This is a genomic window from Azospirillum sp. A1-3 (assembly GCF_023806445.1).
In the GTDB taxonomy this organism is placed as follows: domain Bacteria; phylum Pseudomonadota; class Alphaproteobacteria; order Azospirillales; family Azospirillaceae; genus Azospirillum.
This window is the reverse complement of the sequence record NZ_JAMSLU010000007.1, coordinates 405,397-419,536: the sequence shown is the minus strand read 5'-3', so window position 1 is coordinate 419,536 and position 14,140 is coordinate 405,397. Positions and strand designations below refer to the sequence as shown.

The window sequence follows — 14,140 nt, the reverse complement described above, 5'->3', positions numbered from 1 at the left end:
CTGCCCCGTTCGGGTATGGCCAGGCTTTGCAACAAGGGGTGGGGGAGCTCCTTGGCTGCACGACCGTCAGTGTTAATTGGACGGCTACGGAGAGCCCCACACCATGCCCTCTCGGCCCCTCCGACCGATCATCCTGGACGGCAGGCGACATCCGGGTTGACAAGGCCGGCGCCAAGCGGATCTTCACCTTAGAAAAGAGACCCTGCCAAACCCCGCTCCTGCCTCCGACAGCAGTGAAAGAAAGACCCCCTGCACCCATGCTGCATCAGGCTGTCAGTCTTGTTGGCGGACGGGGGGGCGCGGCTCGGGCCGCCAACACGTCCGGCACCATCAGGTGATCCGGCTGGGGACCGTCGCCTTGAGGCGGCGGAGGAAAGCTGGTCGGCCGCAGGCCGAAGATCGAGAGTTGAACGAACCGGGAACGACAGGTAAACTCATCGCATGTCCGTGCTCAGCTACAAATACCGCCTCTATCCCACCCAAGCACAAGTCGCCGGGATGGAAGCGATGCTGGGCGCGTTCTGCGACCTCTACAACGCCGCTCTGCAGCAACGCATCGAAGCTTACCGCCGCCGGCGCAAGACCTTGCGCTACACCGACCAAGCCGGCGAACTGAAGGCCGTCCGCGCCGCCGATGAGCGCCTGGCCGGCTACAGCTTCTCCGCCCAGCAGCAGGTCCTGCGCCGCCTCGACAAGGCCTTCCAGGCCTTCTTCCGTCGCCTCAAGGCGAAAGGCAAGGCCGGCTTCCCGCGCTTCCAGGCCAAGGCTCGCTTCGACAGCGCCGAGTTCCGCGTCGGCGATGGCCTGACGCTGCGCAAGAGCGGGCGCCTCGGGCTCACCGGCCTTTTCGGCGACATCAAGGTCAAGTGGCACCGGCCGTTGCCGCCGGGCGCCAAGCTCGGCGCCGCCGTTCTGTCGCGGTCTGCCGGACACTGGTCCGTCTGCTTCCAGGTCACCGTGCCGGATGTGGCGGTGGCGGAGCGCGACGGCGCCGCCGTCGGCATCGATGTTGGTCTGACATCTCTGGTTGCCACCTCGGACGGCGAGGTGGTGCCGACGCCGCCGTGGACCAAGCGCGCCGCCAAGACGCAGCGCCGTCTCCAGCGCGCGCTGTCCCGCTGCAAACGGGGCAGCCAGCGCCGGCGCAAGGCCAAGCAGCGACTGGCCCGGCACAGCGCCCGCACCGCCAACCAGCGCCGTGACGTCCTGCACAAGCTCAGCCGCTCGCTGGTCGACCGCTACGCCTTCATCGCCCTCGAAGACCTGAGCGTCGAGCGACTGGCCCGCTCAATGCTCGCCAAGTCCGTTCACAACGCCGCCTGGGGCCAGCTCCGTTCCTTCCTCGAGTACAAGGCTGCAAGCGCCGGCACTCGGGTGGAAGCGGTCGATCCGCGCGGCACCAGCCAGACCTGCCCGCAGTGCGGGGCCGTGGTCGCCAAGACGCTCGACATCCGGGTCCACCGCTGCCTCTGCGGCTGCATGATGGACCGCGACGTTGCGGCAGCCACGGTCATCCTGCAGCGGGCCAGCCACGCCACGGGGCCGGGACACGGCCTTCGGACACCAAGCCAGCGGGGTGCCGCGGAGCTTGTCCGAGAAGCCGCCGCGCTTTAACCGGCGGAGTTGTCACGCCAGAGCCTCTCCGGCCCCGGCGGGGGACGGCCGTTCCTCCGCCATCCGGTCGATGAACCGGTTCGGTAGAGCTTCGACGATACGAGTGTTTCTTCTTGGAGACCGGCATGCCCGACGAGTCCGCCCCAGCCCGGGACACCATCTCTGCCAATCGCCGCAGAGCCGCCTTCTTCGACCGTGACGGCGTGCTGAACGAGGACATCGGCTTCGCCCATCGTCCCGAACAGATCACCTGGATGCCAGGGGCGAGAGAGGCGGTGAAGCGGCTGAACGATGCCGGCTTTCTGGTCTTCGTCGTCACCAACCAGGCCGGCGTCGCCCGCGGTCTCTACAGCGAGGAGCATGTGCGGGCCCTGCATCGCTGGATGCAGCAGGAACTGCACGCCGTCGGCGCCCATGTCGACGCCTTCTACCACTGCCCGCACCATCCCGAGCATGGTGAGCCCCCCTATCGGACCGACTGCGCCTGCCGCAAGCCGGAGCCGGGAATGCTGCTGCAGGCGATGGCCGAGTGGCCGGTGGAGCCGAAGGGCAGCTTCCTGATCGGCGACCGCGACACCGACCTGCAGGCGGCGCAGCGGGCGGGCATCGAAGGCACGCTCTACCGCGGCGGCGACCTCGACGCCGTCGTTGCCAGGATCGTCGCCGGACTCATGGCGCGCTCCACGGACAGCGTGACGGCGGGCGGTTAGAACAGCCAGCCTTCGACCAACGGCTCCAGCCACCGCCACAGAAAGGCCCCCGCCGCCAGCCAGAGGGCGATCATGACCGCGGCGGCGGCGACGCTGACCGGGCGGGCGGATCGGCGTGCCGCGGCGGCCCGGTGTTCGGCCAGAAGCTCCGGCGAGATCAGGCGGACGACCAGCAGGAGGCCGAGCGGCACGATCAGCAGATCGTCCAGATAGCCCAGAACCGGGATGAAATCGGGAATCAGGTCGATCGGGCTCAGCGCATAGGCGGCGACCGCCATCGCCAGGAGGCGGACAGGCCAGGGGGTGCGCGGGTCGCGCGCCGCCAGATAGACGGCCAGCACGTCGCGCTTGATCGCGCCCGCCCAGGTCTTCGCAGCTGCCATTGCCGCCGGGAGTATCATCCGGCGCCGGACCGGCCTCGTCCGGCCACGATCCCGTCGACGCCTCTAAGGGGCCTCCCATGCGGATGGCTGCCGGCCCGTTTCAGGCGCTTGTCGATGTCGGGAGGGGAACGGTGCGTGCTCATGCCGCCGATCCTATCCTCCGGAGCGGATATTTCAACACGCCGGACCGGGATGTCCGGGATCACCCGAACGGGAGGGGCGCTGTGCCGGTGGTCTTGGGACAGGGCCGCCATGGGTAGTCGGCGATCCTTCGGAATAAACCTCCCGCGTCCTTTTTTACCCCCCGCAATCAGTCGTAGGTTTTGTTGCCATTTCGAACAGTTTTCCAAGAAACGCCTTTGAACATCACCCGGAGGTTCCCATGCGGTTCCCGGTGCTCGACGGCTGGCGTGGCCTGTGCGCGTTATGCGTTGCCCTGTACCATTTGCACAGCATCGATCATTTCCACAGGATCGACTTCGTGCGCGGCAGCTATCTTTTTGTCGATTTCTTCTTTGTTTTGAGTGGCTTTGTCATCGTCCACGCCTATTCCGGCCGCATCGGCGGTGGGAAGTCGGCCGCGGCCTTCCTGGTCCGGCGGTTCGGCCGGGTCTGGCCGCTGCATGCGGCGGTGCTGCTGGCCTTCGTGGCGCTGGAATGCGTGAAGGCGGTCTCCGGACCATCCGGCGGCCATGTTGGAACTGCCGCCTTCACCGGGACCTATGCCCCATCGGCCCTGGTCAGCAACCTCGCCCTGGTCCATGCGCTGGGGGTGGAGGATCAATGGACCTGGAACATCCCGAGCTGGTCGATCAGCGCGGAGTTCTTCGTCTACATCACCTTCGCCCTCCTCTGCCTGACGGTGCGCCGGCCCAGCGTGCTGGCCGTGGCGATGGTCACGCTCGCCGTCGCCGGTGCCCTGGTGGTGATGCGTTTTTCCGCCAACCACATCGACACCAGCATCGACTACGGCTATTTCCGCTGCCTCTACGGCTTCTTCACCGGCTGTCTCGTTTACCGGCTGTATCAGGCTGCCGGCGGCCGGTGCCCCGATAAAGCCGTGTCCCGGCTTGCCGGCGGGCTGGCCGAGGCGGGGGCGCTGCTGGCGGTGGTGGCCTTCGTCTCGGCCGCGGGGGGCAACGCCCTGTCGCTGGCGGCGCCGCTCCTGTTCGGGCTGGTGGTGTGGGTGTTCGCCTTCGAAGCCGGGCCGGTCTCCCGCCTGCTGGCGACCTCGCCCTTCCAGCGGCTGGGCGCCTGGTCCTACTCGATCTACATGGTGCATGCCCTGCTGATCGCCGTGCTGCAGAAAGGCACGACGGTGATGCAGGGGGTTCTCGGCCGGCCGCTGTTCGTCGAGCGCGAGGTGGAGGGCGGCAGCGACCGGCTGCTCTCCTTCGGCGATGCCTGGGTGATGGATCTGGTGAGCGGCGGCTATCTGCTGGCGGTGATCGCCCTGTCGGCCCTGACCTACCGCTTCATCGAGCTGCCGGGGCAGGCGATGGTCAACGGCCTGCCGGTCGGATCGCGCAAAGCCGCGCCGGCCAACCCGCCAATGGTCGAGGCGGCCTGAACGCCGCCCCCGGCCATCACCCCCGGCCATCGGCACCGGCGCATTGGGCCCGTCAATGCCGGGCGAAGACCTGCGGTCCGTCGGCGGCGCCGAACAGCATGACGTGATAGGGCTGGCCGACGCCCATGTCCATGCCGGGGGCGTCCTGCGGCATGCCGGGGACCGCCAGCCCGCGGGCCTGCGGCCGTTCGGCCAGAAGCCGCCGCACGTCGTCGGCCGGCACATGGCCCTCCAGCACATAGCCGCCGACCCGCGCCGTGTGGCAGGAGGCGAGGTCGTCCGGCACGCCGGCCATGCGCTTCATCGGCGTCACGTCGTCGACGGTGTGGACGGTGACCTCGAATCCGGCAGTGCGCATGTGCCGCACCCAGCCCTCGCAGCATTCGCAGCTCGCGGCCTTCCAGACCTCCACCGCCGGACCGCTAGCGGGAACGGCGGCGCGGACCATGCCCGGCAGCCCCATCGACCCGAGGCCGAGCGCCAGAACAGTCATCGCTGCCCCCCGCATCATCGTCCGCCGCGTCATGCTCATGGAATTTCTCCTAACGAAATCAGAACTTTGGTCCGGGCGCTTAAGCACGGACGGACAGAAGGCGCAGGGCGTTGGCGGTGACCAGCACGGTGGCGCCGGTGTCCGCCAGGATCGCGGGCCACAGCCCGGTGATGCCCAACACGGTGGTGAGCAGGAAGACAGCCTTCAAGCCCAAAGCCAATGCGATGTTTTGCCGTATGTTGGCCATGGTGCGGCGTGACAACGCCACCATCGCCGCCACGTCGCCGACCCGGCCGTGCAGGATGGCGGCGTCGGCCGTCTCAAGCGCCACGTCGGTGCCGCTGCCCATCGCGATGCCGACATCGGCGGCGGCGAGCGCCGGGGCGTCGTTGATGCCGTCACCGACCTTCGCCACCCGCTGCCCATCGGCCTGGAGGCCGCGGACGATGCGCAGCTTGTCCTCCGGCAGCAGTTCGGCATGTGCCGTCATGCCCAACGCTCCGGCGACCGCCCCGGCGGTCCGGGTATTGTCGCCGGTCACCATCAGCGAGCGGATGCCGGCGCGGGCCAGCGCCGCGATCCCGCTGCGGGCGTCGGGGCGCGGCTCGTCGCGCATGGCGATCAGCCCGGCGGCGATGCCGTCCACCAGCAGGACGGAGACCGTCTTGCCCGCCTCGGCGAAGGCCGCCGCCTGCTCCGCCTGCGCAGGCCTCAGGGCGGATGTGACGGCCTGGGGCGACAGAAGCGCCACCCTACGGCCGGCCACCCGGCCGTTCAGCCCGGCGCCGGGGAGCGCCGTCACCTCGCCGGCCGCGGGCGGGGCGATGCCGCGGTCGGCCGCCGCGGCCAGGATGGCGCGGGCCAGCGGGTGGCTCGACCCGGCTTCCAGCGCCGCGGCGTCGGCCAGCAGCTCCGCCTCGCTGCCGCCGAAGGGAATCAGGTCGGTGACGCGGGGCCGGCCTTCCGTCAGGGTGCCGGTCTTGTCGAAGGCGACGGTGGTGATGCGGCCAAGCGCCTCCAGGACGGCGCCGCCCTTCAGCAGCAGCCCGCGCCGGGCGCCGTTCGACAGGCCGGCGGCGATGGCCGCCGGGGTGGAGATCACCAGCGCGCAGGGACAACCGATCAGCAGCACCGCCAGGGCGCGGTAGATCCACTCCGACCAACCGCCGCCGAAGGCCAGCGGCGGCACCAGGGCGACCAGCGCCGCCACGCCGACGATGCCCGGCGTGTAGAAGCGGGCGAAGCGGTCGATCAGCCGTTCGGTCGGGGCCTTGCTCGCCTGCGCCTCCTCCACCAGCCGGACGATGCGGGCGATGGTGTTGTCGCGCGCCGCGGCGGTGACGCGGACGCGCAGCGCGCCGTTGGCGTTGATGGTGCCGGCGAAGACCGCATCGCCCTCGCGTTTAAGCTTCGGCACGCTCTCGCCGGTGACGGGGGACTCGTCGACGGCGCTGCGGCCGGACAGCACGATGCCGTCGGCCGCCACCCGGTCGCCCGGCCGCACCAGGATGACGGAGCCGACGGCCAGCCCGGCGGCGGGAACGGCCTGCGGGGCGCCGCCGTCCTGCTCCAGCAACGCGGTGTCGGGCACCAGCGCAGTCAGGCCGCGGATGCCGGCCCGCGCCCGGCCGGCGGCCACCCCCTCCAGCAGTTCGCCGATCAGGAAGAGGACCAGGACCGTCGCCGCCTCCTCCACCGCGCCGATCAGCAGCGCGCCGATGGCGGCGACCGTCATCAGCATCTCGATGGAGAAGGGGGTTCCGGCCCGTGCCGCCGCCAGGGCGCGGCGTGCCATCGGGACCAGCCCGACCATCAGCGCCAGCGGGAAGGCCCAGGGCTCCGTCGCCGGCACCAACAGGCCGAGCACCGTCGCGGCGGCCAGGGCCGCACCGGCCGTCATGGTCAGCCGGGCCTTGCCCCCGCGCCACCAGGACGCCTCATCCGCATCGCCGTGAGAATGGGAGTGAGTATGGGAATGGGAGTGCGCATGGTCGGCACCGCCGCCGCAGCCCCCGCCGCAGCCCGACGGCCCGGCCCCCGCCCCCGGATCGGCGGGGGTGGCGCCATAGCCGAGCGCGGCCAGCGGGCGGACCACCGCGTCGGCACCCAGCGTGTCGTCGTGCGAGACGGCGACCGTGCCGGCGGGCACCGACACCCGCACCTCGCGGATCCCCGGCACCCGGCGCAGCGCCGTCTCGATCTTGGCGGCGCAGGACCCGCAATCCATGCCGGAAACCCGGTAGCGGCTGGTGCGCAGGGCGGGGTCGGCCTGCATCCCGGACTGGGAGTCGGACAGGGATTCGTGCATGGAAGAGGCTCCTCGATCATGGCCGGTTGCCGGCAGCTCCCCCGAAGCCTAGATCCTCCAGCGACTGGAGGATCAAGAAGGAAATGCCGAGCATGTCCAGCCTGACCATCGGCGCGCTCGCCAAGCGGACCGGCGTGAAGATCCCGACCATCCGCTATTATGAGGGCATCGGCCTGCTGCCGGAGGCGCCGCGCACCGGCAGCAACCGGCGCAGCTACGACGACGGGGCGGTCAACCGTCTGCGCTTCATCCGCCATGCCCGCGAGCTGGGCTTCGAGGTGGAGGCGATCCGCCAGCTGCTGGCCATGGCCGATGATCCCGGCCGGCCCTGCCGGGACGCCGACCTGCTGGCCCGCACCCATCTGGCTGAGATCGAGTCCAGGATCGCCCGGCTGGAGGCCCTGCGCGACGAGGTGCGGCGGATGGTCGAGGGCTGCGCCCAGGACCAGGTGCGCAGCTGCCATGTCATCGAGGTGCTGGCCGACCATGCCCATTGCCTGAACGACCGGCATTGACGGAAAAGCTCCTTCCAGGACGACGCGCCGCAGCGGACAAGCACGCTCTATGACCTGCAGCCGATTGCCCGGCGAGCGGCGGCGTCTATAGTCACGCTTATGCAGTGTCGAAACCTTCCGTGCTTCAGGACGGCGAACGCCACTTGGGCCGTTACGCTTGGGGCTGTCACGGGAGGAAGCAAATTGTCATGGCGACAGGACCGAGGATGGTTGCGGGCGCGGCGGTGAGGGCGGATCGGAAACGGGTGTCATGCTGCGGCTTCTGAGAACCAACCGTCCGCTCCAGCGCATCGGAGCGCTCGGCGTGGCCGTGCTGGCGGTGCTGTGCGGCGGCACCGCGATCGTTTTGAACCGGCTGCATGACGAAACGCTGGCCGAAGCCACCCTGGGCCTGCGCACGCTCAACGCCTCGCTGGCCGAGCAGACGGCCCGCGCCATCGAAGGGATCGACCTGACCGTCGGCGGAATCGCCGAGCAGATTCCGCTTGAGAACCGGCGCAACCTCGAGGCCTTCAAGCGGCTGCGCTTCGAGCGGCAGGTCTACGAAATCCTGAAGGCCAAGGCGTCAAGCCTGCCGCAGATGGAGGCGCTGAGCCTGGTCGCCGCCGACGGCAATCTGGTGAATTTCACCCGCCAGTTCCCGGCTCCGACACTCAACCTGTCCCAGCGCGACTATGTCCTGGCGCTCAAGGATGCCGATCCCGGACAGGTCTATGTCAGCCGCCCGACGAAGAGCATCGTCACCGGGGAGTGGACGCTCTACATCGCGCGGCGCGTGAACACCCCCGACGGCGGGCTGGCGGGCTTGGTCGTCGCGGCCATCCGCCTGTCCTATTTCGAGCAATTCTACCGCAGCCTGCATGTCGAACCGGGCAGCGGCTTCAGCCTGTGGTGGCGCGACGGCATGCTGCTGGCACGTTTCCCGCCGGTGCCTGAAAAGGTCGGAACCATCGCCACCAGCCCTGGCGTCGCCGAACAGATCGCCCGTTTCGACACCGGCACCTACGCAACGCCGCGCTCGATCGACGGCAAGGACCGCATCCTGTCCTTCCAGGTCCTGCGCAACTACCCACTGGTCGTCGGAGTCAGCCGGACGCGGACGGAGATCCTGGCCCGCTGGAAGAGCCAGGCGGTCGTCATCGCCGGCGCCGGGCTGATCAGCGCGGTGGCGCTCGCCCTGATGCTGTGGGCGATGGCGCGCCAGTTCCTGGCCTACGAGACCGCCAACCGCGCGCTCAGCGAGCGCCGGCAGGCGGTCGAGGCCCGCGACGAGGCGGAGGAGCATGTCCGCCAGTTGCAGAAGATGGAAGCGCTGGGCCAGCTGACCGGCGGCGTCGCCCACGACTTCAACAACCTGCTGCAGGCGGTGCGCTCCAGCCTGCACATGCTGGAGGCCGGCGGCGAGCTGCGTGGGGCGGAGAGCAACCGGGCGCTGCAAGTGGCAAGCCAGGCGGTCGACCGCGGCGCCACCCTGACCCAGCATCTGCTGGCCTTCGCCCGCCGCCAGCGGCTGGCCCCGGCGCCGGTCGACCTCGGCGCCCAGGTGGCGGGGATGGCGACGCTGCTGGAACGCACGCTGGGCGGCGCCATCCGCATCCGCATCGACCGCGACGCCGGTGTGCTGCCGGCGCTGGTCGATCCCCACCAGTTCGACATCGCCCTGCTGAACCTCGCCATCAACGCCCGCGACGCCATGCCGGACGGCGGCACCCTGACCATCGCCGTGACCAGCCTGTCGGTGGAGATGGAAAAGGACGCGCAGACGGGGACGGGCGACGGGCTCTCTCCCGCCGTGGCACCCTCTCTGGCGCCCGGCGGCTATGTCGCCGTGACCGTGCGCGACAGCGGCACCGGCATGCCGGCGGACGTGCTGGCGCGGGCCTGCGACCCCTTCTTCACCACCAAGCCGGTTGGGCAGGGCAGCGGTCTGGGGCTGAGCATGGTGCATGGACTGACCGCGCAGTCCGGCGGCGGCATGCGCCTGGAAAGCCACCCCGGCCTCGGCACCGCGGTGACGCTGTACCTGCCCCACGCCCCGGTTCCGGCGGACGGCGGGTCGGACGCGCCCGACGAGGCCGCCGCCGGAAACCGGCCGTCGCCCGTGCCGTCTGCCGCCCTGTCCGACGACGCCCAGGCCGCCACCCAGGCCGCCGCCGTGCGCGTGCTGCTGGTCGAGGACGACGCCCTGGTCCGCATGGCGAACGCGGCGGTGCTGGACGAGGCCGGCATCCTGGTGTCGGAGGCCTCCAGCGGCGAGGAGGCTTTGGCGCTGCTGGAGGCGGACGAGGGGATCGGCGTCCTGGTCACCGACTTCGCCATGCCCGGCATGACCGGCGCCGACCTGACCCGCCTCGTCCGCCGTCACCGCCCCGGCCTGCCGGTCCTGATCGTCACCGGCTATGCCGAGAAGGCGGTGCTGCAGGATCTGGGGCGCGAGCCCGGCATCCGCATCCTGTCCAAGCCGATCCCGCCGGCCGCCCTGATCGGCCACATCATGGAGGCGCTTTAGGAAGCCCGCGTTACCGGCCCTGCAGCGGGAAGCAGCCGCGTCCGGCCGTCTTCAGGACGCTGCAGGCCGCGTCGGCGGTGGCGGCGGGGAATCCGGTCAGGCGGGCCTTGTAGAGACCGCCGGAGCGGACGATCGCGGGACTGGCGCCGGCCGCGAGGGAGCCCAAGCGCTTGGCCGTGTCGCGGGCGCTGCGCACCGCCGCGGCATGGCTGGCGAAGGCGCCGACCTGAATGGACCAGGAGCCGCCGTCGGGCTTCGCGACGGACTTTGTGGTGGCGGACTTTGTGGCGGCCGGCTTCATCGAAGGGACGGCAACGCTCACCGCCGTGCTGCGTTCGGCGATCGAGGCGCTGTTTTTGGTGATCACCAGATCCGGCTGCACCGGCGCCGGCCTGGACGGACTGGTCGGGCGCTTGAAGCCGGCGTCCAGCAGGTCGGCGACTTGGGTGTCGCGGGCGGCGGCGCTGTGCCCGCCCATCACCACGGCGATCAGGCGGCGGCCGTCCCGCACCGCCGAGGCGGCAAGGTTGAAGCCGGACGCGGCGATGTAGCCGGTCTTGATGCCGTCCATGCCGGGATAGCGCGCCATCAGGCGGTTGTGGCCATAGACCGTATCGCCCTGCCAGTCGAAGCTGCGGCGCTTGAAATAGGCGTAATGTTTGGCATGGCGGCGGATCAGCGCCCGGGACAGGATTGCCATGTCGCGCGCCGTCGTCCGCTGCAGCCGGTCGGGCAGGCCCGACGCGTTGCGGAACACCGTGTGGCGCATGCCGAGCCGGCGGGCGCGCGCCGTCATCTTTTTGGCGAAGGCCGTCTCGCTGCCGCCCAGCGCCTCGCCCAGCACCACCGCGACGTCGTTGGCCGAGCGGGTGACCAGCGCCAGGATCGCCTGCTCCACCGTGATGGTGCTGCCGGGCGCCAGCCACAGCCGCGACGGCGGCATCGACGCGGCATGCCGCGACACCACGAGGGTCTGGTTCAGCCGCAGCGTACCGCGGTCCAGCGCCTCGAAGGTCAGCATCAGCGTCATCATCTTGGTCAGCGAGGCCGGGTAGGTCAGCCGGTCGGCATTGCGCGCCCGCAGGACCTTACCGCTGTCCGCATCCATCAGGATCTCCGCGGCGACCGGCGTCCAGCCCTTTTTGGCCGAGGCCGGCAGGGGCGCCAGCAGGACCGCGAGAACGGTCAGGGAGAGAAGCAGCAGCGTCGAAGCGCGGGCGAGCAGGGGCATCGTCTCAGGTCCGGCGGTTGGTGCAGCCCCGCTGCGGCGCGGGCGCTGTCGGCGTTGCGGGTTCCCCCTTTGAAAGCGGGACGGGGCGGGACGGCCGCCGGGCGGCCGGCATCATCCGTCGGACAGCATCGAACGGACCATGGCACGGAAGGCATCGACCGCCACCGGCTTGGCCAGCATGCGCATGTTGCGGCCAAGCCCATCCTCGCCATCGCCGGGCCTGTCGTCCAGGGCTTGGAAGGCATAGCCGGTCAGGAACAGCACCTTCAGATCGGGATAATGCGCCTGCGCCGCCTCCACCAGCTGGCGGCCGTTCAGGCCGGGCAGTCCGACATCGGTCACCAGCAGGTCGACCGGCGGCCCTGCGCCTTCCCCTACACCTTCCCGTCCGGCCGCGGCCTCGCTCAGCCGGGCAAGCGCCGTGGTGCCGTCGGCGGCCTCCAGCACGGTGTAGCCGTCGCCCTCCAGCACCTCCACCAGCAGCATGCGGACCAACCCCTCATCCTCCACCACCAGCACCGTGCCCCGCCCGGCGCGGCCGGTGGGCGGGGTGGGGACGGCGGCGGGGGCAGGGGTAGGATCTGCCTGCTCGGCGGCGGCGGCATGGTCGCGCGGCAGGTGGAGATGCACCGCGGTGCCACGGCCGACCGCGCTGTCGATGCGGACGAAGCCGCCGGACTGGCGGGCGAAGCCGTAGAGCTGGCTCAGCCCCAGCCCGGTGCCCTGGCCAATCGGCTTGGTGGTGAAGAAGGGCTCGAAGACGCGGGCCAGCACGTCCGGTGGCATGCCGGTGCCGCTGTCGCGCACGGTCAGCACGGCATAGTCGCCGGGCTCCACCCCCGGTTCGTTGGCGAGATCGGCCGGCCGCAGGCTGGCGTTGGCGGTCTCCACCGTCACCGATCCGCCGTCGGGCATGGCATCGCGGGCGTTGATGACCAGATTCAGCAGGGCGCTTTCGATCTGGTTCACATCAGCATGGACCGGCCACAGCGGTTCCGCCAGCCGGCGCTCCAGCCGGATCTCCTCGCCCACCGAGCGGCCCAGCAGGTCCCACAGCCCGACCACCAGCAGGTTGAGGTCGGCGCGCTCCGGCTTCAGCGGCTGGCGCCGGGCGAAGGCCAGCAGGCGCCGGGTCAAGGTGGCGGCCCGGTCCACGGCGGCGCGGGCGGTGGCGGCGAAGGGGGCGATGTCGGTGCGGCCGTCCGACAGCCGCTGCTCGATCAGCTCCAGGCTGCTGCTGATGGCCTGCAGCAGGTTGTTGAAGTCGTGGGCGACCCCGCCGGTCAGCTGGCCGACCGCCTCCATCTTCTGCGCCTGGGCCAGGGCCTCGCGCGCTTCGTCCAGCGCCTGCTGGGCCTTGCGGCGTTCGGTGATGTCGCGGGTGACCTTGGCGAAGCCGCGCAGAGCGCCCGTCTCGTCACGGATGGGGTCGATGACGACGCTGGCCCAGAAGCGGGTGCCGTCCTTGCGCAGGCGCCAGCCCTCCGCCTCGAACTTGCCCTCCGACAGGGCGGTGGCGAGCGCGCGCTGCGGCATGCCGGCGGCGCGGTCCTCTTGCGTGTAGAAGCTGGAGAAGTGCCGGCCGATGATCTCGTCGGCGGCATAGCCCTTCATCCGGGCCGCCCCCGCATTCCAGCTGCGGATGACGCCGGTTGGGTCGAGCATGAAGATGGCGTAGTCGACCACGCTCTGGACCAGCAGGCGGAACTGCCGTTCGCCGGAGATGGGCTCCCAGGCGGGCGCGACACGTTCATCCTTCATAACAACGACTTTCCGGAACACGAGGGGAAGCAAAGTTCCCAATGATCCGCGCTCGATACCGACAGGGTCAATAACCCAATACGAATATCCAGGTGTTATTCCGCCGCATTACGCGGAATTTGCCGGGAGTTGTCCGGCGCAATTTGTGGCGGGATTTGCAGTCATCAGGGGAAAGGGGCGGGGCGGCGCACCGCCCCGCGGGTTCCCTTTTGGCCAGGGCTCAGCGCGGAGCCAGCACCATGACCATCATACGACCTTCGACCCGGGGCATCTGCTCGACCTTGGCGATGTCCTGGAGCTGGTCGCGCACACGGACAAGCACGTTCAGACCGAGATCCTGGTGCGCCATCTCGCGGCCGCGGAAGCGCATGGTCATCTTGACCTTGTCGCCTTCCTCGATGAAGCGGATGGCGGAGCGCATCTTCACGTCATAGTCGTGATCGTCGATGTTCGGCCGAAGCTTGATTTCCTTCAGCTCGATGATCTTCTGCTTCTTCCGCGCCTCGTTGGCCTTCTTCTGCTCCTCGAAACGGAACTTGCCGTAATCGAGGATCTTGCAGACAGGCGGATCCGCCTGGGGCGCCACTTCGACGAGGTCGAGGTCGGCATCCGCGGCGGCTTCCAGCGCTTGGCGGAGCGGCACCACGCCGACCATCTCGCCGTCGGCGCCGACAAGGCGGACCATACGGGCGGTGATTTCACGGTTGAGGCGCGGGCCTTCGCGGACGGGGTCCGCGTCGTAGAGCTTGGCTATGGTGATCTCCTGTGGTCGTGGAGGGGTAGAAAGGGGCTAAGCCCGGGTCAAGAGGCTCAGCCCAGGATGTCGAGCACAATCTGCCGCACTTCGCTCCGGGTCAAGCCGGACGGCTCCGGATCGGAGCAAAAATCGGCTTTTTTGCCCTCGACTGCGGCGAATTGGCCTGCCGAAAGGCGGGTGGGGGCCAGCTGGGCCGGCGCAAGCGCGGGCTGGGCGGCGAAATGGCCGGCGGTCTGCGAAAGGTCGGAAACGATCTGGGTCGTCATGAAATTCCTCCAGGCCGGATGGG

12 protein-coding genes are annotated in these 14,140 nt (G+C 69.9%); 5 read left to right on the top strand and 7 right to left on the bottom strand.

Features of this window, described 5'->3' with window-relative positions; all coding sequences use genetic code 11:
- Positions 1-441: 441 nt before the first annotated feature.
- Both M5E06_RS32355 and M5E06_RS32350 read left to right on the top strand, forming a co-directional pair.
- Positions 442-1,614 carry an RNA-guided endonuclease InsQ/TnpB family protein gene (locus tag M5E06_RS32355; protein WP_252141752.1) on the top strand — a complete coding sequence of 391 codons (1,173 nt, stop codon included), beginning with the start codon at positions 442-444 and terminating at the stop codon, positions 1,612-1,614.
- Between the two features lie 125 nt (positions 1,615-1,739).
- Positions 1,740-2,324 (top strand): D-glycero-alpha-D-manno-heptose-1,7-bisphosphate 7-phosphatase, encoded by a 585-nt coding sequence (locus M5E06_RS32350; protein WP_252141751.1) that lies wholly within the window; start codon positions 1,740-1,742, stop codon positions 2,322-2,324.
- Here the strand turns inward: M5E06_RS32350 and M5E06_RS32345 are convergent.
- Entirely contained in the window at positions 2,321-2,707 is a 387-nt protein-coding gene (locus M5E06_RS32345; protein WP_252141750.1) for a YkvA family protein, read from the bottom strand. The two genes, M5E06_RS32350 and M5E06_RS32345, sit on opposite strands and share 4 nt — an antisense overlap.
- Before the next feature lie 382 nt (positions 2,708-3,089).
- Here M5E06_RS32345 and M5E06_RS32340 point away from each other — a divergent pair, with 382 nt between their 5' ends.
- Positions 3,090-4,277 carry an acyltransferase family protein gene (locus tag M5E06_RS32340; protein ID WP_252141749.1) on the top strand — a complete coding sequence of 396 codons (1,188 nt, stop codon included), beginning with the start codon at positions 3,090-3,092 and terminating at the stop codon, positions 4,275-4,277.
- A 52-nt stretch (positions 4,278-4,329) separates the two neighbouring features.
- Here M5E06_RS32340 and M5E06_RS32335 read toward each other — a convergent pair whose 3' ends face one another.
- Both M5E06_RS32335 and M5E06_RS32330 read right to left on the bottom strand, forming a co-directional pair.
- Positions 4,330-4,809, bottom strand: coding sequence for a DUF411 domain-containing protein (locus M5E06_RS32335; protein ID WP_252141748.1), 480 nt, complete (start codon positions 4,807-4,809; stop codon positions 4,330-4,332).
- Between the two features lie 40 nt (positions 4,810-4,849).
- Positions 4,850-7,078, bottom strand: coding sequence for a heavy metal translocating P-type ATPase (locus M5E06_RS32330; RefSeq protein ID WP_252141747.1), 2,229 nt, complete (start codon positions 7,076-7,078; stop codon positions 4,850-4,852).
- Between the two features lie 92 nt (positions 7,079-7,170).
- Between M5E06_RS32330 and M5E06_RS32325 the strand changes: the two genes are divergently transcribed.
- Together M5E06_RS32325 and M5E06_RS32320 are read left to right on the top strand one after the other, a co-directional pair.
- Entirely contained in the window at positions 7,171-7,593 is a 423-nt protein-coding gene (locus tag M5E06_RS32325) for a MerR family transcriptional regulator (RefSeq protein ID WP_252141746.1), read from the top strand.
- Between the two features lie 250 nt (positions 7,594-7,843).
- A complete protein-coding gene (locus M5E06_RS32320) occupies positions 7,844-10,102 on the top strand; it encodes a hybrid sensor histidine kinase/response regulator family protein (protein WP_252141745.1) in 2,259 nt (752 codons plus the stop codon).
- 10 nt (positions 10,103-10,112) lie between these two features.
- Here M5E06_RS32320 and M5E06_RS32315 read toward each other — a convergent pair whose 3' ends face one another.
- From M5E06_RS32315 to M5E06_RS32300, 4 genes are all read right to left on the bottom strand, one after another.
- Positions 10,113-11,333 carry a D-alanyl-D-alanine carboxypeptidase gene (locus M5E06_RS32315; protein ID WP_252141744.1) on the bottom strand — a complete coding sequence of 407 codons (1,221 nt, stop codon included), beginning with the start codon at positions 11,331-11,333 and terminating at the stop codon, positions 10,113-10,115.
- A gap of 111 nt (positions 11,334-11,444) precedes the next feature.
- Positions 11,445-13,094: a PAS domain-containing hybrid sensor histidine kinase/response regulator family protein gene (locus M5E06_RS32310; RefSeq protein ID WP_252141743.1), complete on the bottom strand. Its 1,650-nt coding sequence runs from the start codon at positions 13,092-13,094 to the stop codon at positions 11,445-11,447.
- Positions 13,095-13,314: 220 nt separating this feature from the next.
- On the bottom strand, positions 13,315-13,848 hold the full coding sequence (infC, locus tag M5E06_RS32305) for a translation initiation factor IF-3 (protein ID WP_081506050.1): 534 nt from the start codon (positions 13,846-13,848) through the stop codon (positions 13,315-13,317).
- Between the two features lie 56 nt (positions 13,849-13,904).
- Positions 13,905-14,117 carry a hypothetical protein gene (locus M5E06_RS32300; RefSeq protein ID WP_252141742.1) on the bottom strand — a complete coding sequence of 71 codons (213 nt, stop codon included), beginning with the start codon at positions 14,115-14,117 and terminating at the stop codon, positions 13,905-13,907.
- Positions 14,118-14,140: the final 23 nt, after the last annotated feature.